The following is an 18,091-nucleotide window of genomic DNA, read 5'->3' on the forward strand; positions in this document are numbered from 1 at the left end:
ATCAATCCCACAGGATGTCGAGGGCTAGGTACTCGCGCAGCACCATGCGCACGCGCATGCCGCCCTCCTGGCTCAGCCTATAGCGGAAGCGGTTCGGCTGCACGACGATCCAGCCGTTCACCCAGGAGTCCTCCGGTCCCATGAGCACCCTGTGGAAGGCACGGCTGCCGAGCTCGGGCCACAGGGCGAAGTCGCTGTCATCGTTCTCGAAGGCTCGCCGGTCCCAATCCGACATCAGCATCAGCGGCATTGACCAGACTTTCTCCGGCTCATGCAGCTGCGGTTCATTGAGTTCGAAGTCGACGAGACCGCGGGCCAGTTTGATGGCGATCCGCTGCAGGCGGGAGCCGTCGGGGTCCCACCAATTCTGCCCCTCAACGTCGCGCCGCGCCGCCGCCAGCTCTCGCTGAAGGCGCTGGTTACCCGCGAGGGTTTTGGCGATCGCGACGCGCTCGAAGGCTTCTGGGTCGACGCTGCCGCTGGTGACGCATTCGAGCAGGCAGGCCACATACTCTTCGTCGTCCGAAAAGCCCGCGTTGCAAGCCTGACAGCTGGACGCGACCGGCAAGTTCTCCGGCAGGGGTGCGTCCAAGAAGATCTTCGAAGGATTGTGGTCCCGCGTCTCTTCGGGACCACCGCAATGGGCGCAGAATCCCTTGTTGCGGCTGTCCCCCTCATCGGGCCACTGCCGCAGCTTGGAGGCTGCCCGATCCTTGGGTGCGTCATTCATTGTCATCGTCTCGGGCGCGATGTCAGCGTCAACGTTTAAGGCGATTCCGACATAAGGGGCTCATGGCTGGGTTCTTCTCTACGGAGCGCCAAAGCTCCCGAAGAAGGATGAGGGAACGGCAGCTTCTGGCCCGGCTGGGGCGACCCAAAGGGTCGGCGGGCGAGCGCGGGCGGGGCGTAGGCTTACGCATCGCGCGCGCCGAGGGGAGGGGCCAGTCTGAGTTCGTCGCGGTCTAGGGCAGGATAGCCTTCGCGGCGGCGGATCACTACGTGGAGCGGCCCGGTGGCCAATCTCAGCATTCGGGTGTCCGACGAACTCCTGGCCCGGTTCGACGCCGCCGCCGGCGGTCAGGGCGGCCGCGCGCCGACCTTGCGTCGTCTGATGGATCAGGCCGCTGCGGGGCCGGCGTCGCCAGGCGGGCGGCTTCCAGTGAGGCCCTTGAAGCTGACGGTTCGCCTCACCGCCGACGACGGCGAGGGCCTGGCGCGCGAAGCCGCCGGCATGGCGTTGACCCCGAATGGCTGGGTGGCCGCGCTCATCCGCCATCGCCTTCACGGCAAGCCGACCTTTCGGCCCGACGAGGCAGTCGCCCTGCTCGCGATCCAGGGTGAGGTGCGGCGGATCGGCGTGAACGTGAACCAGATCGCCAGAGCTCTGAACACCGCGGTCATGGAGGGCAAGGTGCTCGACCTGGAGGTGGCCTATCTCGACGCCCTGCGGACAGAGCTACGTGCGCACATGTTCACACTGCGGGAGGCGTTCGAGGGCAATCTCGCCTACTGGGCAGTCGAGCCATGACCGACTTCCACATGGTCCTTGGGTTCGAGGATGTCTGGCGTCCTCCCGTCCGGTCGAGGATCGTCCGGGCGCGCACTGTGCTGCGACCTTCGGCGTCGTCCCACGGCGATGCGAGGGCGCGTTTGGAACGCGTCGCTGCTCGGGCGCCCGAGGTGATGGTGAAGGTCACGGGTCGCACCCGGGACGGAGCGCACCTTCGTGCGCACCTGGAATACATCTCGCGCAACGGCCAGCTGGAGCTGGAGGGCGCCGACGGCGCCTTGATCGTCAGCCGCCGGGACGTAGCCGACCTGGGGGACGATTGGTCCCGCGCCACGCTTTTCGATAGATCCCGTCGCAAGGATTCCCCGGTCAGCCACTCTGTCATCCTGTCTATGCCGGCCGGCACGAACGAGATCGCAGTGCGTGACGCTGCCCGGTCCTTTGCGGCGGACATGTTCGCAGGTCGCCATGATTACGTGTTCACCCTGCACACCGATACGCCGCGTCCACATGTTCACCTGTCCATCTGTTCGCGTGGCCACGCGGGCGAGCGGCTGAACCCCAAGAAGGCCGATCTGGAACTCTGGCGGCAGACTTTCGCCCATGCGTTGCGAGACCGCGGCGTGGAGGCTGAAGCAACGCCACGGCGGGCGCGAGGCGTCACTCGAAAGGCTGAGCGGACGCCACTGCGAAAGATCAGGGATCGGCAGGAGGCCGGAAGAGGACCGATGGCGCAGACTCGGCGCTCCGCCTACCGCGAGGCGGCCGCCGCAGCCTTTCAGGGCCAGACCGCGCGAACGCCTTGGGAGCAGAAGATCGTGGACCGCCAGCGGACGGTGCGCGCGCTGTACCTGGCCCAGGCCCGGCTGCTTGGCCAATCAAGCGACCCTGCGGACAGGGCGTTGGCCGCCAAGGTCGAGGCTTTCGTACGGGACATGCCGCAGTCGGACACACAGCGTCTCGCTCTGGCTCGGGAACTACGGACGGCGAATGAAGCGATGCGCCGACAGGATGGCGATCGCGAGCGGTCTCGCTGACAGCTGTGAACGGGTGAACGTGTGAACGAACCGACATGCGAACACGCTTGCTGGGACGAGATGCGTGCCGCCGACGATAGCCTATGAGTGATCGAATAGCGGAAAAAATATAATCTTTAGATTATCGGAGGCTGGAATTTTAATCATCTATGGGTTATAGCGAGAGCTGACTTCGATAATGCGGAGACTATCATGCCCGCGACGGACAGGGCCGCCCGTGCCCTCGATATGAGACTTACGCTGGTCCGAAACTGGTCCGTCGCCCGGCCGCCTCGCGGTTGGCTGCGAGCGATCCGCGACGCGCTTGGCCTGACGACGAAGCAATTGGCTAAGCGGCTGGGCGTCAGTCAGCCCCGCGTAGTCGCGCTGGAGCAGGGCGAGGTGGACGAAACCGTCACCCTCGCCAGCCTGCGCCGTGCCGCCGAGGCGATGGACTGCCAGTTGGTCTACGCCATGGTCCCCAACCGTCCGCTCGTCGACATGCTCCGTGAGCGCGCCGAGGCCAAAGCCGACGAGCAGATCGCAAGCGTGAACCACACCATGCGCTTGGAAAACCAGGCGCTCACGGCGAGCGACCAGCGACGGCAGCGTGAGATCCTGATCGATCAGCTGCTTCGTGGGAACCTCAGCCGCCTGTGGGACGACCCGGCATGAGCGACCCGCTCTTCGAGGCGGACGACGAAGCCAACACCCCTCTGACGCCGGAGGGGCGTCAGGGCTTGATCCCGACCTACATCACTACGCGGGCGGAGTTGAACGAGGCCGAGCAGGAGAACATCGCCGATGCGGACAGATGGGCGTTCTCCCGCAAGCGCGGCGATGTGGTCGACATTGACTCCTTGATGGCGCTGCATCGCCGGATGCTGCGCAGGGTCTGGCGGTGGGCCGGCGTCCAGCGAAGCACGGAACTCAACATCGGCGTCGCGCCGCATGCGATCGCCGTCGACCTCCACACCTTGGTGGGCGATGTCCGCTACTGGATCGAACACGAGACCTTCCCGCCGGACGAGATCGCAGTGCGGTTCCACCACCGCCTTGTCGCCATCCACCCGTTCCCGAACGGCAACGGGCGTCATGCCCGCTTGGCCGCCGACCTGCTGATCGTGCAACTCGGCGGCAAGCGCTTCAGCTGGGGCAGGGCTAACCTGATTGAGGCCGCCAAGACCCGGAGCGACTACGTCCGGGCGCTGCAGGCCGCGGACGCCCATGACATCGCGCCGCTCCTGGCGTTCGCCCGCAGCTAGCGCCGCCGGCCCCCGCGGACGGGTAGACTTACGCCTTTCCCGCCGAGCCTTCGCCTGGATAGCTGAGTCGCATGCCGTTCTCGCTCCGCGTGGTTGCGGACGCCCCGACGGCGCGGAGGATTTGCGATGTTTGAAGGCGCTCCCATGCCGCCCCGCCTGCTCCGGACCTCGGAAGCCGGGCGTTTCCTTGGCCTGTCTGGTCGGACGTTGGAGAAGCATCGCACCTATGGGACGGGGCCGACCTACCGGAAGATCGGCGGTCGCGTCGTCTACGCCATAGACGATCTCCAGAGCTGGGCCGATCGCGGTGCTAAGTCTTCGACCTCGGATCCGGGGCAGGGGCGTGTCCTTCCCGCCCGTCCTCAGGAAGCGCGCTCGTTCAGCTAGGTCTCCCGTCAGCGCTCCCCGAAGGGGTGTTTCCCGTATTTTCGCATGAGGTCGTCGAAGGCCTCGCCCATGAGTGCCTGTAGGCTGGACCCCTGCTCAAGCGCCAGCAGGTGCAGTCCGCGGCTCACGTCCGGACTGAAATAGCCGCTCACCGCCTTTTTCCCGACCCTGGCCGGCGTTTTCGCGACAGAAGTTGCTAACTCGGGATCAGTAACGGCCGACGCAGGCGGAGCCGGCTTTGACTTCTCCGACCTGATGGCGGCGAACCGGCTCATCCGACGGCCGCCGGCATGCGAACAGGTTCACGCGTGGACATGTTCATCTGTCCCCGCGTCCAGCGCCACAGCGCCGCGATCTCGGCGGCCGCCTTTCCGTCATGGTCGAACTCGTTGGCTGTACGACCTTGCGCCGTGCTGTGATGGAAGGCGGCGCGTTCTGGCAACATGACGGGCGCCAATTGCAGGCCGAAGGAGCCTTCAATCACCTCGGTAGCCTCCCTGTAGATGAGCGGCGCGCGCGGCGGTCCAGCCATCAAGACGACAAAGGCAGGCTTCTGGCTGGCCTTCACCAACTCGGCGGTCGCTTCGATCGCGGCCAAATCGAACGCCTTGGGACGGCACGGCACCAGGATCAGGTCGGCGAGGCGCGCGGCCTGACGCGCCATGGCGTCGGCGTGCGGCGGCGTATCGATGACCGCCAACTCTCCGCCCAGCTCGGCGGCCTTACCAAGTTTGCCGGCCAGCAATGTGGGCGCGCCGCAGTCGATGATCTCCGGGTCGGCGCCCTTGCGCCATTCGCCCCAACGGCTGGCGGTGGCCTGCGGGTCGGTGTCGACGATGAGGGTGACGAAATCGGCCACGGCGGCCGAGGCCAGATGGACGGCGAGGGTGGTTTTCCCAGCGCCGCCCTTTTGGCTGATAATGGCGATTGTCTTCATGTGAACCTCCGCACAGGCGGTCATGTGAACAGGCTCACCTGTGGTCGCCAGGGCGCAGGTCCGCCGATCGGGCAATCGCGTGGTTTGGGATAGAAAACGGCGGGGTTGGGTTTGGCCGAGCGATCAGGCCGCGCGCGCCTTGGCGATGGCGTGGAGAGCCTCGGGCTTCAGGTGCGTGTAGCGACGGAGCATCTTCCAGTCCTTGTGGCCAGTCACCAGCGCCACCTGATGGATTTCGAACCCTGCTTCGAAGAGCCGGCTGGTGCCCTCGTGCCGCAGGTCGTGGAAATGCAGGTCGTCGATCCCAAGATCCTTCACCGCGCGGGTGAACACGGTGCTCGTGGACTTGTGATTGTAGGGGAAGATGCGGTCGTCCTCGTTGCCGCGGATGGCGCGCTGTTCCTCGATGAGGGCCACGGCGTCATAACCTGACACCGCCAGGAGCGGGATACGCTGATCGTTCCCCTTCTTCTGTCGCGGGTCTTTCCTGTCGCGGATGGTCAGCATCTTCGTCCTCGTGTTGAGGTCGCTCCAGGTGACGCGGCAGATCTCCTCCTGGCGCATAGCGGTGGCGACGGCGAACTTGATGAGCCTGCCCATCGGGATAATCTGGCGCGGGTTGCTGTCGAAATGTTCGATCAGCTTCTCGAGCTCCTCGTCGGTCGGGCGTCGGTCACGTTCATTGCTATGGCCGACCAAGCCAAGCCGCTTCAGGGCGATACGAGCGAGGTCGATAGGCTCGACCTTCACCGGAAGGCCATGGACAGCGGCGGCGTGTTGCACCACCAACTTGATGACTCCGATATCGATCCCCACCGTTGTGGGACCCGCGCCGTCGCTTGCGCGCTTGCGCCCAAACTTCACGATCCGCTCGCGGTCAAGATCGGCCATGTTGACGGAGCCAAGCTGCTTCTTGAGCATCTGAAGCGTCGCGTCCTTTGACCGGCCTGGCGCCTTGCCGACCTCCTTCATGTCCAGGATGTGGAGGTCGATGAGGTCGGCGAAGGTATTGAGACGCGCGATCTTCGAGCCGGTCGGTGTCTCGCCGCGATCCACCTGCCGTTCGGCGTCGGTGGCCCATCTGCGCGCGTCGTCGCGTCTGAGGAAGGTTTCGCTTATATAGCGGCCCTTCCGCCGGACCTGGACGCGCCAGGAGCCCGAACTGAGCTTTGTGAAGGTCGCCATCTCGTGTGCGCTCCGTGTGCACTGACCCGTCGAAAGGCCGCGAAAAACGTCGTGCGATAGCGTAAAACCGTGTGCGCTCGTCGCGATCTAACTCGTTGAGACTACAGGAAAAGTGACGCGATTTCAATCACATAGATTCTGTGTGGCCCCCCTGATGGACTGGACGGACCGGCATTGCCGGGCGTTTCACCGCGCGCTGACGGGGCGTGCGCTGCTCTATACCGAGATGGTGACCACGGGCGCGGTGCTGCACGGCGACCGCGAGCGGCTGTTGGGCTTCGACGACCTTGAGCAGCCGGTCGCCCTGCAACTCGGCGGTTCGGACCCGGCCGCCCTGGCGGCCTCGGCGCGCATCGGCGAGGATTACGGCTACCAGGAGATCAATCTCAATGTCGGCTGCCCTTCGGACCGCGTGCAGGACGGGCGGTTCGGCGCCTGCCTGATGCGCGAGCCGGCGCTGGTGGCGGAGGGCATGGCGGCGATCCGCGAGGCGGTGCGCGCGCCCGCCACCGTCAAATGCCGGATCGGCGTCGACGACCAGGAGCCCGAGCGGGCGCTGTTCGAGCTGGTCGACCGCTGCGCGGCGGTCGGCATCGACAGCTTCGTGGTCCATGCCCGCAAAGCCTGGCTGCAGGGCCTCTCGCCCAAGGAAAACCGCGATATCCCGCCGCTCGATTACCCGCTGGTCTGGCGGCTGAAGCGCGAGCGGCCCGAGCTGACCATCGTGCTCAACGGCGGCGTCGCCAACCTCGACGAGGTCGAGGCGCATCTGGAGCATGTGGACGGCGTGATGCTGGGCCGCGCGGCCTACCACGATCCCGGCCTGCTGGGTCAGGTCGACCGCCGCATCTTTGGAGAGGCGACGGAGGATGTGGACGGCTTCACCGCCGTGGCGCGGCACCGGCCCTATATCGAGCGCAAACTGGCGGAGGGCCTGCGTCTCGCGCCCCTGGTCAAGCCGATGCTCGGCCTGTTCGCGGGCTTGCCGGGCGCGAGGGCGTGGCGGCGCATCCTGACGGTCGAGGGCGTGAAGCCGGGGGCCGGCGTCGAGGTGATCGACCGGGCGCTGGCGACGGTGACGGACCGACCGCTTCGGGCCGCAGTTTAGAAGGCAGCCCTAAGGACGCAGGATGAGGGCGCTCGGCGTCGCCTCGAAGCGCGACAGGCGGCCGAGGTAGCTCATGCCCAGCAGGGAGGTCTCCAGCCCCTCGGCGATGACCAGGGCCTCGACCCTGTCGACCCGGGCGCCGGCGATCGAGAGGTGGTCGAGCACCACGGCGGCGGCTTCGGTGCGGCCGTCGGCGGTGACGACCGGGCGGTCGTAGACGAGATCCTTGGGCTTCAGGCCCAGGCGGGCGGCGTCATCGGCGGTCAGGACCACGCTGGTCGCGCCGGTGTCGACGAGGAAGCGGACGGCCTTGCCGTTGACGTCGGCCTGGGCCCAGTAGTGGCCGTCTCCGGCCCGCGCCACGGCGGCGACGGCCGCGGTGGTCGTGGGGGCGGGCGCCGTCGAGACAACGGTCGGAATTTCGGCCTGGCGGCGCTGCATGGCGTCCAGCGAAACGACCGCCTTGGCGGCCCCCGTCGCGGAGAGTGCGGCCACCGCCGCGAGGCTCAAGAACCGGACAATCATAGCATCCTGCGCGGGCGTCCGACCGCGCTTCTGCGGCCCCCCAAGGATGCACACTGTACTGAGGAGGGGTTTGCGACAGGTGAATCGCGATTCGGTCAGGCAAGCCCGAGCTTTACGGGATCGATCTGACCTTTGCGGCTGGGCAGGTCGGCCATGATCTCGGCGCGCCGCGCGTCTGTGTAGCCGCTCCACCGCGCCACCTCCTCGATGGTGCGGAAACAGCCGAGGCAGAGGCCGCTGGCGTCGTCGATGAAGCACACCTTGGTGCAGGGCGTGACGATCCGCGGCGGCGGGGCGGGCGAGGGCTGATCCATCGCCCTTGCCATAGCGCCTCGCGCGGCGATGTGACATCGGGCTTTGCGCGCCGTCGCTGTTGGCCTTAAGCCCGCGCCATGACCGACCGCCCCTTCGACGACATCCGCCGCCTGCTGTCCGACCTGCCGCCCCCGCCGGGCGGTGTGTTCATTCCGCCGGGCCTCGGACGGCTGGGCGATCTTGCTGGCTGGATCGGCGGCTGGAGCGGGCGGGCGCCGCAGGTGCGCCGGCCGGTGGTCGCCCTCTACGCCGGCCCGGCCGACGTGTTCGGCGACGGCCGGGCGCCCTCGACCAATCCGCGCGCGCGGCTGGAGGCGGTGGCGGCGGGCGCGACGGCGGCCAGCCGCATGGCCGCGGCCAGCGGCGCCGGGCTGGAGGCCTTCGACCTCGCCGTCGACCGGCCGGGTCACGACATCCGTCTGCGGGCGGCGATGAGCGAGCGGGAATGCGCCGCCACCATGGCCTTCGGCATGGAGGCCCTGGCCAAGCAGCCCGACCTGCTGTTGCTCGGCGTGCTGGGCGACGGGGCGAACCTCGCGGCCGGCGCCGTGGCGGCGGGCCTGTTCGGTGGGCCGGCGGCGGACTGGAGCCGCGATCCGGCGACGGCGGAGCAGGCGGTCGCGCGCCTGCGCAAGGAAGCGGCCGAGCACGTGCACGGCCCGAACTGCGGCCATCACCACCATCATCGCGATCAGGGGCCGGAGCCGCTGGACATCCTGCGGGAACTCGGCGGGCGCGAGATCGCCGCCATCGCCGGGGCCATCGTGGCGGCGCGCACCCAGGGCGTGCCGGTGCTGCTCGACGGCTATGCCGCCCTGGCGGCGGCGGCGGTGTTGACCGCGCTCGATCCGCGCGCGGTGGAGCATTGCCGGGTGGCGCATGTTCCCGCCGAGCCGGGCGCGGCCAAGCTGATCGCCACCCTCGGTTTGCAACCGGTGCTCGACCTCGGGATCGAGGAAGACGACGGCGTCGGCGCCCTGGCGGCCCTGGCGGTGATCAAGGCCGCCTGCGAGGCGGCGGGTTAGTCGAGCGCTGAGGGACCGTCCTCGTCCTTCGAGGCCGCTTCGCGGCGCCTCAGGATGAGGACTACTTTGGCGCTTCAGTCGAAATCCTCACCCTGAGGTGCGAAGCCTCGAAGGGCGAGGATTTCGTGCTCAAGCTAGTCCGCGACGCCGTCCCCGCGTCCGAGCGGGTCGGGCAGGGGCTCTCCGGCCTTCACGAACTGCAGCGACACTGAGTTGATGCAGTAGCGCTGCCGCGTCGGCGGCGGGCCGTCGGGGAAGACGTGGCCCTGGTGACTGTCGCAGCGGGCGCAGCGCGTTTCGATCCGCACCATGCCGTAGCTGACGTCCTTCACGCCCTTCACATGGGTCTCGTCGTAGGGCGCATAGAAGCTCGGCCAGCCGGTGCCGCTCTCGAACTTGGTCTGGTGGCGGAACAGCGGCAGGCCGCAGAGGCGGCAGCAGTAGACGCCGGGCGATTTCTCGCCGAGCAGGCCGCCGCAGAACGGGGCTTCGGTGCCGTGATGCAGCAGCACGCGCTTTTCCTCGGCGTCGAGGCCGGCCTCGAGGCGGGCGCGCTCGTCGGCCGTGGGCGGGGTCAGGTCGAAGGTGTGGGTCATTGAGGCCTCCCGATCGTCTGCTGAAATGTCGGGTCTGCGACGCCGTGCGCAAGGCCTGGATGCTCGCGTCTTTCGGTCCGGCCCGCGACCGCCTAAGCTGAGCGCGAGATTGGCTGGAGTCGGCATGAGCGGACAGGTGGACTTGGCGGAGCTGCTGCTGTCGTCGGCGGGACGGCTGGCGCGCGGCGCCTTCCTCATCGTCGCCGCCGTGCTGATCGGCCTGACCGCGCTCTATGAGGCGACGCCGCCGACCCTGCACCTGCTGACCGGCTGGTTCGTCTATCCCGCCCTGCTGTTTGTCGGCGCCTGCGTGCTGTCCAAGCGGCTGCACGACCGGGGGCGCTCGGGCTGGTGGTCGGCGGTGATCCTGCTGGCGGTGGTCATCGTCTGGCCGGCCCCCAGCGGGTTCTTCGACTTCCTGTTCGGCCTGGTGCTGATCTGGGCGGTGGTCGAGCTCGGCGTCATGCCCGGCGAGCCCGGCGCCAACCGCTTCGGCCCTAACCCGCAGGCTCCGCCCGCCAGAGCCTAAAGACGATTGGCCTAAGCCGGCGGCGGCGCATCGGCCGTCGGGCCGAAGATCGCTTCGAAGCTGGCGCGCAGGGCGGCGTCCGCCTCGTCCATGGTCACCGGCAGGCCGAGGTCGACCAGGCTGGTGACGCCATGCTCGGTCTGGCCGCAGGGCACGATGCCGGCGAAATCCGCGAGATCTGGCTCCACGTTCAGGCTGACGCCGTGAAACGACACCCAGCGGCGCAGCTTAACGCCGATGGCGGCGATCTTGTCCTCGCGGCTCCAGCCGACGCCGCGACGCTCGACCCAGACGCCGACGCGACCCTCGCGAATCTGCCCCTCGACGGCGAAGCGGCCGAGGGCGCCGACGATCCAGGCTTCCAGCGCCGCGACGAAGGCGCGCACGTCGCGCCCGCGCCGGGTCAGGTCGAGCATCACATAGGCCACGCGCTGGCCCGGCCCATGATAGGTGAACTGGCCGCCGCGGCCGCTTTCGAACACCGGCAGGCGGTGAGGATCGAGCAGGTCCTGCGGCTTGGCCGAGACGCCCGAGGTGTAGAGGGCAGGGTGCTCCAGCAGCCAGATCAGCTCGCCGGCCTCGCCGTCGGCGATGGCCTTGGCCCGCGCCTCCATCGCCGCCACGGCGACCGGGTATTCGATCAATCCGGGCGAGACGGCCCATCCGACGTCAGGCAGGTCGGGCGGGCTGTTTAACGAGCGGTCAAGCATAAGGCGGCACACTAGCCCAGTTCGGGACGGATCGCGTCCCAAGTGGGGTTCGCGTGAGTCAGGTCAAGGCCGTCAACGTCGAGATCAGCGTGGTGCTGGGCCGCTCGCAGCTGCCCATGCAGCAGCTGCTGCGCATGGGCCGCGGCGCGGTGATTCCGCTCGACGCCAAGGCCAGCGACGAGGTGTGGATTCTCGCCAACAACCACCCGGTGGCGCGCGGGCAGATCCAGATCAGCGACGACCGCATCGCCATCGCGGTGACCGGCCCGGCCAATGTCTACGACTTCATGGCCGGCGGCGCGACGCAAAGCTGAGGCCAGCGTCAAACCGACGCTTCCCAAAGCGGATTGAGTTTGCTAACCCCCGCGCCTCACCACGAGCGGTCGTGGCGGAATTGGTAGACGCGCAGCGTTGAGGTCGCTGTGGGGCAACCCGTGGAAGTTCGAGTCTTCTCGACCGCACCAGTGAAACAAGGAAAGTAAGGACAGCGATTCGACTCGTGTTGATCGGCTAGTTGAGGAGGCCTCCCATGACCCGGGAAACACCGCGCCTCACCGAGCATGATGATGACGCTTTCGACGCTGTCCTTACCCTTCCCAAAAGCTCGGACATCGAAGCGCCGGTCGAGGACCTTGAGGACCTCGCCCTAGGCGACGACTACGCGCTCAATCCCGAATACGTCGAAATGGTCGTCGACGCGGCCGACCGCAACGACGAGGCGCGGCTGCGCGAGCTGCTGGGCGCCCTGCATGCGGCGGACGTGGCCGACCTGATGGGCTTCCTCACGGCCGAGTACCGCGAGGACGTCATCAAGCACCTCGACAGCGAGGTGCTGGCCGAGGTGATCTCGGAACTGGAGGACGACCTCCGGGAAGAGGTGCTGGAGGCGACGCCCTCGGCCGCCCTGGCCAAGGCGCTGGAAAGCCTCGATTCCGATGACGCCGCCGACGTCGTCGACGACCTGGAGGACGACAAGCGCGCCGAAGTGCTGGCGGCCATGCCTGAGATCGAACGGGCGGCCATCGAAAGCACCCTGGCCTACGAGGAAGAAACCGCCGGCCGCCTGATGCAGCGCGAGGTGGTGGCCGCGCCGCAGTTCTGGACCGTCGGCCAGGCCATCGATCACCTGCGCAGCGAAGGCGCCGACCTGCCGGAGCTGTTCTTCGACATCTATGTGGTCGACCCGTCGTACAAGCCGGTGGGCGCCGTGCCGGTCAGCCATCTGCTGCGCGCGCCGCGCGCCAGCGCCCTGACCGAGATCATGGAGGCCGTGACCGAAGTCACCGCGGACATGGACCAGGAAGAGGTCGCCTACATCTTCGACAAGTACCACCTGATCTCGGCGCCGGTGATCGACGCCGGCGGCCGTCTGGTCGGCCAGATCACCGTGGACGACATCGTCGGCGTCATCCGCGAGGAGACCGAGGAAGACATCCTGGCCCTGGCCGGCGTGTCCGACACCGGCCGTGACGCCGGGGTGCTGGATATCGTCCGCTCGCGCCTGCCGTGGCTGCTGGTCAACACCTTCACCGCCGCCGCCGCCGCCAGCGTCATCAACCTCTTTCAGAGCGAGATCAGCCGCCTGGTCACCCTGGCCGTGCTGATGCCGGTGGTCGCCTCGCTGGGCGGCAACGCCGCGACCCAGACCCTGGCGGTGGCGGTGCGCGCCCTGGCGGCCCGCGAGCTGAGCGCGGCCAACGCCACCCGCATCGTCGGGCGCGAGATCCTGGTCGGCATGACCAACGGCACGGCGCTGGCCGTGGTGATGGCGGCCGCCGTCTTCGCGTGGCAGCGGGACTGGAAGCTGGCCCTGACCATCGCCCTGGCGCTGATGATCAACCTGCTGGTCGCCTCGCTGGTCGGCCTGCTGGCGCCGCTGACCCTGGACAAGTTGGGGCGCGACCCGGCCGTGTCGTCCTCGGTGTTCGTCACCTTCGTGACCGACTTCGTGGGCTTCCTGTCGTTCCTCGGCCTTGCCGGGATGATCCTGCTCTAGCGATTCCGATTCTCTTTTCGGGCGATCCCGACGGCCCGGCTCTTGCCTGACACGAACCAGACGTCCCGCGTTTGTTTCAATTCAGGTCAAGTCGGTGATGAAGCCCCGTCATCAGATCTCCCGCGCCGCCATCGAGCACATCAAGACCTTTGAAGGGTATCGCCAGCGGTCCGCTCACCTGCCGGACGGCCGGTGGACGATCGGTTACGGCCACACCCTGACCGCCCGCGAGGGCGTGGAAGTCTCGACCGACGACGCCGAAGCCCTGCTGCTCTACGACCTGATCGGCGTCAGCCACACGGTCAACGAGCTGGTGTTCACGCCGCTGAGCCAGAACCAGTTCGACGCCCTCTGCTGTTTCGCCTTCAGCATCGGCGTCGAGGCCTTCCGCGGGTCGGCCGTGCTGCGCCGGGTCAACGAGGGCGAGCTGCTGCGGGCCGCCTACGCCATGGAGATGTGGCGCCGCGCCGATTTCGAGGGCGAACGCATCGTCATCGACGCCCTGGTCCGCCGCCGGTCCGCCGAGAAGACGCTGTTTCTCAAGCCGCAGGCCGGCTGGACGCCGGCGCCGTCGCCGCTGCTGCCGCCCAAGATCGACTACGAGGTCGAGCCCTACGCCCCGCGCGAGGAGCCCGTGGGGCTGCGCGCCGATCTGAACGGCCAGACGCTGGTCGTCGAACGCGAGGCCGCCGCCGAGCCGGTCGCTCCGCCGGCGCCGCCGCCGACCGCCGCCGAGGAGGCCGCCGCCGCGGTGACCGCGCGTCTTGAAACCCTGCTGCCGGAGCCGGCCAAGGCGGAAGAGGCGCCGTCCGACGATAGTTCATCCCCCGCCGCCGACGCGGAAACGCCCGCGGTCGTCGAGCAGATCGCGCCCGAGCCCGTCGAGGTCGCTGCGGAAGACAAGGCGGAACCGCCGAGCGAGGCCCCAGCTGAGACGCAGGCCGAGCGTTGGTCGTCTCCGACCCTGCAGGCCTTCGATGCGGTCGTCGCTCCGCCGCCGGAGCCGGTCGTGGAACCGGCGCAGCCGCCGACGAGCGGCAAGGTCGCGGACTTCGGCGCCACCATGTTCAGCGACTCCGCCTTCTCGGAGAAGGGAATCCTGCGGGGCAAGCGCCTGATCGGCCTCGGGGTCGCTGGCCTGGTGATCTTCGCTGGCGGCGTGTTCTGGGGTCTGGCCCAGGCGCCGGACAATGCGACCGACGGCTCGACCGCGCGGGCCATCGGCTGGGTGCTGGGCGTGATCGGCGTGCTGTGCTTCGGCGTCGCCGCCTACGGCCTGCTGCGCAAGCTGGGCGAAGCGGAAGACGTCGCCGACTAGGCTGCGGCCTCATCGCCAGGAATGACAAAGGGCCGCCCGGGTTACCCCGAGCGGCCCTTCCATCGTCGTGACCGCTATCGCGGCCGTGACTCAAACCTTTGGCGTTCGACGCCTCAGGCGGAGACCTCGTTCACAAGGCTCCAGGTCACGACGTGCGACCGCGGTTGGAGACAATGAGACACTGGACCACCTCCTTTCAGCTGTTGAACAGAACGATTCGAATATGGGACGGTTAGGCCGCCTCGCAAAGGGGCCTTCGGTCGCACCCCGGCGGCCGTGATGAAAATGTCGCCGGACGAGCGGACGACCAGGAGGAGACCCGCCGATGCCCCGTTGGGATCCCGCCGTCTATGAACGCTACAAGGCCTATCGGGACCGGCCGGCGCTCGACCTGCTGACGCAGATCCCGCGCGATCTCGATCCCGCCGAAATCTGGGACCTGGGTTGCGGCACGGGCGAGCATACGGCGGTGCTCTCCATGCGCCACCTCGACGCCAATGTTTACGGCCTGGACTCCAGCCCCGAGATGCTGGCCCAGGCCCGCAAGCGCGACGCCCAGGTCGCCTGGATCGAGGGCGATATCGCCGGCTTCGCGCCCGAGACGCCGCCCGACCTGATCTTCACCAACGCCGCCCTGCAATGGCTGCCCGACCACGGGCGGCTGTTTCCGCGCCTGGTCGAGACCCTGGCGCCCGGCGGGGTGTTCGCCTGCCAGATCCCGGTCCAGTTCGAAACCACGCACCATCGCGTGATCCGCGAGACGGCGGCGGACGGGCCCTGGGCGGAGAAGATGGCGAACGCCCGGCCGACCGCGCCGGCCCCGAAGATGGAGCGCTACTACGACTGGTTGGCGCCGCTGTGCGACAGCGTCGACCTGTGGACCACCACCTATATCCATGTGCTGGAGGGCGATGACGCCGTGCTCGACTGGCTGAGCGGCACGAGCCTTCTGCCCTATGTCGAGGCGGTGGCCTTCGAGCCGGACCTTAAGGCCGGGTTCCTGGGCGAGCTGCGTCGACGGCTGGCGGAGGAGTTTCTGCGGCGCCCGGATGGGACGACGCTGCTGCCGTTTCAGCGGCGGTTCTTCATCGCGCGGCGGCGCTAGAGGGGCAGGGCGACCGGCGGCGTCTGCCGTTGCTCCCATTGGCTCAGACGACGACGCAGGGACGTCACCGGCTTGTCGAGACCGCTGAGCGCCTTCTGGGCCGCGACATAGCCGGCCTCGACGGCGGGGTCGAAGGCGCGCCAGTCGCGCAGGTCGACGCCTTCCAGAATCGGGGTGATCAGCACGTCGGTGGCCTCGCGGCTGGCGGCGAGGTCGCGGCCGACCGTCACCGTGGCGGAGCGCATCAGCACCGAGACGATCGGCGGACCGGAACGCCACTCGCCGGACAGCAGCCACCGCCAGATCGAGGCCGGACGCTTCACATCCTCCGCCGCGATGCTGCGGCCGCGCGAGACGTCGACGCCGACGACCGGCCCCAGCTGCAGGGCGCGCATGATGTCGGCCGGGAAGTTCTTCATCACCGCCCCGTCGACCAGCACGTTAGGACCCTGGGTGACCGGCGGCAGCACGCCGGGCAGGGAGATCGAGGCCCGCAGGGCCCGCCGCAGCCGGCCGCTGCGATGGATCTGGTAGGAGCCGGTGGTCAGGTTCGACGAGACGCAGAAGAACGGCAGCCAGAGGTCGGCGATCTGCAGATCGCCGAAGTGCTCGTACAGGCGGTCGCGCACCTTGTCGCCGCGGATCATGGCGATGAACGGGAAGGCGATGTCGTCCAGCGGGCTGGAATCGACGAAGGCGCGCCGGATGCGGGCGGTCATCTCGGCGTCGTCCCAGCCGGCCGCCAGGCCGCCGGCGATGATGGCGCCCATCGAGCAGCCGCCGACGAAGTCGATCGGCACATTGTGCTCGTGCAGCGCCCGAATGGCGCCGATGTGGGCATAGGCGCGCGCGCCGCCGCCGGAGAGCACCAGGCCCACGGACTGCCCAGTAAGCACACGGGCCATGCGCCTGAGATCCGCCTCGTCGCCCTGCCGCAGGTGAAACAGTCGGGCCGCCGAGGTGGCGGCGAGCCAGGCTTCGGAGCCGTTCGGCCGGCCGCTTCCGGGCGGGTGCAGCAGCACGAGGTCGATCAGCTTCTGGTTCTGGAGGGGCGCGGAGGCCTTCTGCGGCGTGACGGGGGCCGGATCGCCGCCACGTCCGACGCGGAACAGCCGGTCCACCTGCCGATCGATCAGGGCGCGCCAGGCCGTCTCGCCCGCCTCGGCGGCGTAGAGCACGAAATCGTGGTCGCGCTCGACATTGGAAAACCATTCGGTGGGCGCGCTGAGGGCTTCCGCGCCGCAGACCACCGTCGAATATCCAAGCGCCTCCATGCGCTGGCCGACGGCTTCCACGAGGTCGCGCACCGCGACCGTCGCCGTCTCGCCGATGAAGCCGAACACCGAGGGCTCTCCGACGGCGGCGTGGGTCGCCGCCTGGCGCGCGCGCAGGATCATCAGCCGCGCCAGCTCGGTCATCACATGCGGGTCGCGATCGGCCGCCTCGAAGAACAGGGGGCCGGGCAGGGACAGCACCTCGCTGTCGCGCAGGGCGACGACGCTGGCCGAATGCGGGGAGCCGGCGATCAGGGCCATTTCGCCGGTCGGTTCGCCCGGGCGGATCAGGCCGACGAACTGCGACTCCTGGCCTTCCTCCCGGCGGAAGGCGCCGAGGCGGCCGGCGCTGAGGAAATAGAGCTGGTCGGAGGGCTCGCCGGCCGCGAACAGGGTCGAGCCGCCCGGGACGGAGAACCAGGCCGCCCGGCCGTTGCGACGCTCCTCGGCGAACAATCGGGCCAGGGCCGATTCTGCTTCGGGCGGATGGGGATTCATCAACGCGGCCGGGACTGTCTACTGCGCCGGTTGCGCCACCGATGAACTCTTGGCGGCGGCGAAAGGTTCGCCGGAAATCACGCGGCCGCCCTGCATGGTGGTGATGCCGCCGTCGCCGACGGCGTAGTTCATGTCGCCACTGGCGAAGCGGAAGACATCGGCCACCTGCGTGCCGCCGCCGATCTCCAGCGAGGGCTTGCTGGCGGTCGCCATGTCCTTGAACTCATAGACCCGATAGGTCGGCGCGCCGGTCTCGTCGGTGACGAAGGCCGTCCGGCGGGTGGTGACGCCGATCAGGCGCGTGTGGGGCAGCCAGCGGCAGGCGAAGGTCTTGTCGTCGATGGTCATCTCGCTGACCGGCGGCATGGTGACCGCCGCGCCGTCGCTGAGGGCGGTGGCGGGCATGGAGCGGACGGAACCGACCTCGGCGCCTTCGCGGCTCAGCGCCCAGGTCTTGGCGCCGCCTTCGTCCGTCGCGGCGCCCAGGGTGAGGTGACTGACGGCCGACTTTTCCGAGGCCTTGTCGCGGACCACCAGGGTCAGGTCGCCCGCGGCGCCGGGCCGCCCGACGACGATGACGGCGGGGGCGTTGGTGGCGTCGCAGATGAACCAGGGGCCGGTCCCGGTCTTGGGGTCGAGGGCGGCGGCGAGGTCGACCGGCGCGGCCTTCTCGGCGGCGCCCTTTTCCCCTTGGCCGCAGCCGGCGACGGCGACCAGGGATGCGAGCGACAGCGCGCCCACGAGAATGCGTTGGCTGTCCATGACCGTTCCCTCCCTGGAAAGTCTAAGGAT

Annotated in this window: 22 protein-coding genes and 1 tRNA gene; 12 read left to right on the top strand and 11 right to left on the bottom strand. The window is 68.4% G+C overall.

The window, feature by feature from the left end; translation table 11 throughout:
- Nucleotide 1: 1 nt before the first annotated feature.
- Nucleotides 2-730, bottom strand: a complete 729-nt coding sequence (locus ACFLIT_RS01210) for a hypothetical protein (RefSeq protein ID WP_479909355.1) — start codon at nucleotides 728-730, stop codon at nucleotides 2-4.
- 282 nt (nucleotides 731-1,012) lie between these two features.
- On the opposite strand from ACFLIT_RS01210, the gene mobC reads away from it, so the two are divergent.
- From mobC to ACFLIT_RS01230, 4 genes are all read left to right on the top strand, one after another.
- Nucleotides 1,013-1,528 carry a plasmid mobilization relaxosome protein MobC gene (gene mobC, locus ACFLIT_RS01215; protein WP_479909356.1) on the top strand — a complete coding sequence of 172 codons (516 nt, stop codon included), beginning with the start codon at nucleotides 1,013-1,015 and terminating at the stop codon, nucleotides 1,526-1,528.
- Entirely contained in the window at nucleotides 1,525-2,547 is a 1,023-nt protein-coding gene (locus ACFLIT_RS01220) for a relaxase/mobilization nuclease domain-containing protein (RefSeq protein WP_479909357.1), read from the top strand. Before mobC ends, ACFLIT_RS01220 begins: the two co-directional genes overlap by 4 nt.
- Nucleotides 2,548-2,739: 192 nt before the next feature.
- The gene (locus ACFLIT_RS01225; RefSeq protein ID WP_479909358.1) at nucleotides 2,740-3,201 is read left to right on the top strand and encodes a mobile mystery protein A; all 462 of its coding nucleotides are present in this window, start codon (nucleotides 2,740-2,742) and stop codon (nucleotides 3,199-3,201) included.
- On the top strand, nucleotides 3,198-3,791 hold the full coding sequence (locus tag ACFLIT_RS01230) for a mobile mystery protein B (RefSeq protein ID WP_479909359.1): 594 nt from the start codon (nucleotides 3,198-3,200) through the stop codon (nucleotides 3,789-3,791). Before ACFLIT_RS01225 ends, ACFLIT_RS01230 begins: the two co-directional genes overlap by 4 nt.
- A 395-nt stretch (nucleotides 3,792-4,186) precedes the next feature.
- Here ACFLIT_RS01230 and ACFLIT_RS01235 read toward each other — a convergent pair whose 3' ends face one another.
- The 3 genes from ACFLIT_RS01235 to ACFLIT_RS01245 form a co-directional block, all read right to left on the bottom strand.
- Complete coding sequence (locus ACFLIT_RS01235) at nucleotides 4,187-4,453, bottom strand: ribbon-helix-helix domain-containing protein (RefSeq protein WP_479909360.1); 267 nt, start codon at nucleotides 4,451-4,453, stop codon at nucleotides 4,187-4,189.
- Nucleotides 4,450-5,115: an AAA family ATPase gene (locus tag ACFLIT_RS01240; RefSeq protein WP_479909361.1), complete on the bottom strand. Its 666-nt coding sequence runs from the start codon at nucleotides 5,113-5,115 to the stop codon at nucleotides 4,450-4,452. The genes ACFLIT_RS01235 and ACFLIT_RS01240 overlap by 4 nt, the downstream gene beginning before the upstream one ends.
- Nucleotides 5,116-5,238: 123 nt before the next feature.
- Nucleotides 5,239-6,300, bottom strand: coding sequence for a tyrosine-type recombinase/integrase (locus tag ACFLIT_RS01245; protein WP_479909362.1), 1,062 nt, complete (start codon nucleotides 6,298-6,300; stop codon nucleotides 5,239-5,241).
- Between the two features lie 112 nt (nucleotides 6,301-6,412).
- On the opposite strand from ACFLIT_RS01245, the gene dusA reads away from it, so the two are divergent.
- Nucleotides 6,413-7,408, top strand: a complete 996-nt coding sequence (gene dusA / locus ACFLIT_RS01250) for a tRNA dihydrouridine(20/20a) synthase DusA (protein WP_479909363.1) — start codon at nucleotides 6,413-6,415, stop codon at nucleotides 7,406-7,408.
- A 9-nt stretch (nucleotides 7,409-7,417) separates the two neighbouring features.
- Here dusA and ACFLIT_RS01255 read toward each other — a convergent pair whose 3' ends face one another.
- Together ACFLIT_RS01255 and ACFLIT_RS01260 are read right to left on the bottom strand one after the other, a co-directional pair.
- Nucleotides 7,418-7,930 (bottom strand): TIGR02281 family clan AA aspartic protease, encoded by a 513-nt coding sequence (locus ACFLIT_RS01255; protein WP_479909800.1) that lies wholly within the window; start codon nucleotides 7,928-7,930, stop codon nucleotides 7,418-7,420.
- Nucleotides 7,931-8,028: 98 nt separating this feature from the next.
- The gene (locus ACFLIT_RS01260; RefSeq protein WP_479909364.1) at nucleotides 8,029-8,247 is read right to left on the bottom strand and encodes a DUF1289 domain-containing protein; all 219 of its coding nucleotides are present in this window, start codon (nucleotides 8,245-8,247) and stop codon (nucleotides 8,029-8,031) included.
- A gap of 78 nt (nucleotides 8,248-8,325) precedes the next feature.
- Here ACFLIT_RS01260 and ACFLIT_RS01265 point away from each other — a divergent pair, with 78 nt between their 5' ends.
- A complete protein-coding gene (locus ACFLIT_RS01265; RefSeq protein ID WP_479909365.1) occupies nucleotides 8,326-9,273 on the top strand; it encodes a nicotinate-nucleotide--dimethylbenzimidazole phosphoribosyltransferase in 948 nt (315 codons plus the stop codon).
- A gap of 134 nt (nucleotides 9,274-9,407) precedes the next feature.
- Here the strand turns inward: ACFLIT_RS01265 and msrB are convergent, their stop codons facing one another.
- The gene (msrB, locus tag ACFLIT_RS01270) at nucleotides 9,408-9,869 is read right to left on the bottom strand and encodes a peptide-methionine (R)-S-oxide reductase MsrB (protein ID WP_479909366.1); all 462 of its coding nucleotides are present in this window, start codon (nucleotides 9,867-9,869) and stop codon (nucleotides 9,408-9,410) included.
- A 124-nt stretch (nucleotides 9,870-9,993) separates the two neighbouring features.
- On the opposite strand from msrB, the gene ACFLIT_RS01275 reads away from it, so the two are divergent.
- The gene (locus ACFLIT_RS01275) at nucleotides 9,994-10,398 is read left to right on the top strand and encodes a DUF805 domain-containing protein (protein WP_479909367.1); all 405 of its coding nucleotides are present in this window, start codon (nucleotides 9,994-9,996) and stop codon (nucleotides 10,396-10,398) included.
- A gap of 11 nt (nucleotides 10,399-10,409) precedes the next feature.
- On the opposite strand, the gene lipB is transcribed toward ACFLIT_RS01275, so the two are convergent.
- Nucleotides 10,410-11,108 carry a lipoyl(octanoyl) transferase LipB gene (gene lipB / locus ACFLIT_RS01280; protein ID WP_479909368.1) on the bottom strand — a complete coding sequence of 233 codons (699 nt, stop codon included), beginning with the start codon at nucleotides 11,106-11,108 and terminating at the stop codon, nucleotides 10,410-10,412.
- A gap of 53 nt (nucleotides 11,109-11,161) precedes the next feature.
- Between lipB and ACFLIT_RS01285 the strand changes: the two genes are divergently transcribed.
- The 4 genes from ACFLIT_RS01285 to ACFLIT_RS01300 all read left to right on the top strand — a co-directional run bounded on the left by ACFLIT_RS01285 (nucleotide 11,162) and on the right by ACFLIT_RS01300 (nucleotide 14,422).
- A complete protein-coding gene (locus ACFLIT_RS01285; protein WP_479909369.1) occupies nucleotides 11,162-11,422 on the top strand; it encodes a FliM/FliN family flagellar motor switch protein in 261 nt (86 codons plus the stop codon).
- Between the two features lie 65 nt (nucleotides 11,423-11,487).
- Nucleotides 11,488-11,572 (top strand) — tRNA-Leu (locus ACFLIT_RS01290).
- Between the two features lie 65 nt (nucleotides 11,573-11,637).
- Nucleotides 11,638-13,104, top strand: a complete 1,467-nt coding sequence (gene mgtE, locus ACFLIT_RS01295; protein WP_479909370.1) for a magnesium transporter — start codon at nucleotides 11,638-11,640, stop codon at nucleotides 13,102-13,104.
- Between the two features lie 97 nt (nucleotides 13,105-13,201).
- Nucleotides 13,202-14,422 carry a lysozyme gene (locus ACFLIT_RS01300; protein WP_479909371.1) on the top strand — a complete coding sequence of 407 codons (1,221 nt, stop codon included), beginning with the start codon at nucleotides 13,202-13,204 and terminating at the stop codon, nucleotides 14,420-14,422.
- Between the two features lie 113 nt (nucleotides 14,423-14,535).
- Here the strand turns inward: ACFLIT_RS01300 and ACFLIT_RS01305 are convergent, their stop codons facing one another.
- Nucleotides 14,536-14,622, bottom strand: a complete 87-nt coding sequence (locus tag ACFLIT_RS01305; RefSeq protein WP_479909801.1) for a hypothetical protein — start codon at nucleotides 14,620-14,622, stop codon at nucleotides 14,536-14,538.
- A 125-nt stretch (nucleotides 14,623-14,747) separates the two neighbouring features.
- Here ACFLIT_RS01305 and ACFLIT_RS01310 point away from each other — a divergent pair, with 125 nt between their 5' ends.
- On the top strand, nucleotides 14,748-15,527 hold the full coding sequence (locus ACFLIT_RS01310; RefSeq protein ID WP_479909372.1) for a methyltransferase domain-containing protein: 780 nt from the start codon (nucleotides 14,748-14,750) through the stop codon (nucleotides 15,525-15,527).
- Here the strand turns inward: ACFLIT_RS01310 and ACFLIT_RS01315 are convergent.
- Entirely contained in the window at nucleotides 15,524-17,299 is a 1,776-nt protein-coding gene (locus tag ACFLIT_RS01315) for a patatin-like phospholipase family protein (protein ID WP_479909373.1), read from the bottom strand. The genes ACFLIT_RS01310 and ACFLIT_RS01315 overlap by 4 nt on opposite strands.
- 18 nt (nucleotides 17,300-17,317) lie before the next feature.
- Nucleotides 17,318-18,061, bottom strand: a complete 744-nt coding sequence (locus ACFLIT_RS01320; RefSeq protein WP_479909374.1) for a hypothetical protein — start codon at nucleotides 18,059-18,061, stop codon at nucleotides 17,318-17,320.
- Nucleotides 18,062-18,091: the final 30 nt, after the last annotated feature.

Source organism: Caulobacter sp. HJHS_5, from assembly GCF_056683955.1.

What these genes read in the sequence shown, in the direction of transcription:
- ACFLIT_RS01210 (WP_479909355.1), bottom strand. Translation starts at nt 730, where the DNA reads ATGAATGACGCACCCAAGGATCGGGCAGCCTCCAAGCTGCGGCAGTGG.
- ACFLIT_RS01220 (WP_479909357.1), top strand. Translation starts at nt 1,525, where the DNA reads ATGACCGACTTCCACATGGTCCTTGGGTTCGAGGATGTCTGGCGTCCT.
- ACFLIT_RS01225 (WP_479909358.1), top strand. Translation starts at nt 2,740, where the DNA reads ATGCCCGCGACGGACAGGGCCGCCCGTGCCCTCGATATGAGACTTACG.
- ACFLIT_RS01230 (WP_479909359.1), top strand. Translation starts at nt 3,198, where the DNA reads ATGAGCGACCCGCTCTTCGAGGCGGACGACGAAGCCAACACCCCTCTG.
- ACFLIT_RS01235 (WP_479909360.1), bottom strand. Translation starts at nt 4,453, where the DNA reads ATGAGCCGGTTCGCCGCCATCAGGTCGGAGAAGTCAAAGCCGGCTCCG.
- ACFLIT_RS01240 (WP_479909361.1), bottom strand. Translation starts at nt 5,115, where the DNA reads ATGAAGACAATCGCCATTATCAGCCAAAAGGGCGGCGCTGGGAAAACC.
- ACFLIT_RS01245 (WP_479909362.1), bottom strand. Translation starts at nt 6,300, where the DNA reads ATGGCGACCTTCACAAAGCTCAGTTCGGGCTCCTGGCGCGTCCAGGTC.
- ACFLIT_RS01260 (WP_479909364.1), bottom strand. Translation starts at nt 8,247, where the DNA reads ATGGATCAGCCCTCGCCCGCCCCGCCGCCGCGGATCGTCACGCCCTGC.
- ACFLIT_RS01265 (WP_479909365.1), top strand. Translation starts at nt 8,326, where the DNA reads ATGACCGACCGCCCCTTCGACGACATCCGCCGCCTGCTGTCCGACCTG.
- msrB (WP_479909366.1), bottom strand. Translation starts at nt 9,869, where the DNA reads ATGACCCACACCTTCGACCTGACCCCGCCCACGGCCGACGAGCGCGCC.
- ACFLIT_RS01275 (WP_479909367.1), top strand. Translation starts at nt 9,994, where the DNA reads ATGAGCGGACAGGTGGACTTGGCGGAGCTGCTGCTGTCGTCGGCGGGA.
- lipB (WP_479909368.1), bottom strand. Translation starts at nt 11,108, where the DNA reads ATGCTTGACCGCTCGTTAAACAGCCCGCCCGACCTGCCTGACGTCGGA.
- mgtE (WP_479909370.1), top strand. Translation starts at nt 11,638, where the DNA reads ATGACCCGGGAAACACCGCGCCTCACCGAGCATGATGATGACGCTTTC.
- ACFLIT_RS01300 (WP_479909371.1), top strand. Translation starts at nt 13,202, where the DNA reads ATGAAGCCCCGTCATCAGATCTCCCGCGCCGCCATCGAGCACATCAAG.
- ACFLIT_RS01310 (WP_479909372.1), top strand. Translation starts at nt 14,748, where the DNA reads ATGCCCCGTTGGGATCCCGCCGTCTATGAACGCTACAAGGCCTATCGG.
- ACFLIT_RS01315 (WP_479909373.1), bottom strand. Translation starts at nt 17,299, where the DNA reads ATGAATCCCCATCCGCCCGAAGCAGAATCGGCCCTGGCCCGATTGTTC.
- ACFLIT_RS01320 (WP_479909374.1), bottom strand. Translation starts at nt 18,061, where the DNA reads ATGGACAGCCAACGCATTCTCGTGGGCGCGCTGTCGCTCGCATCCCTG.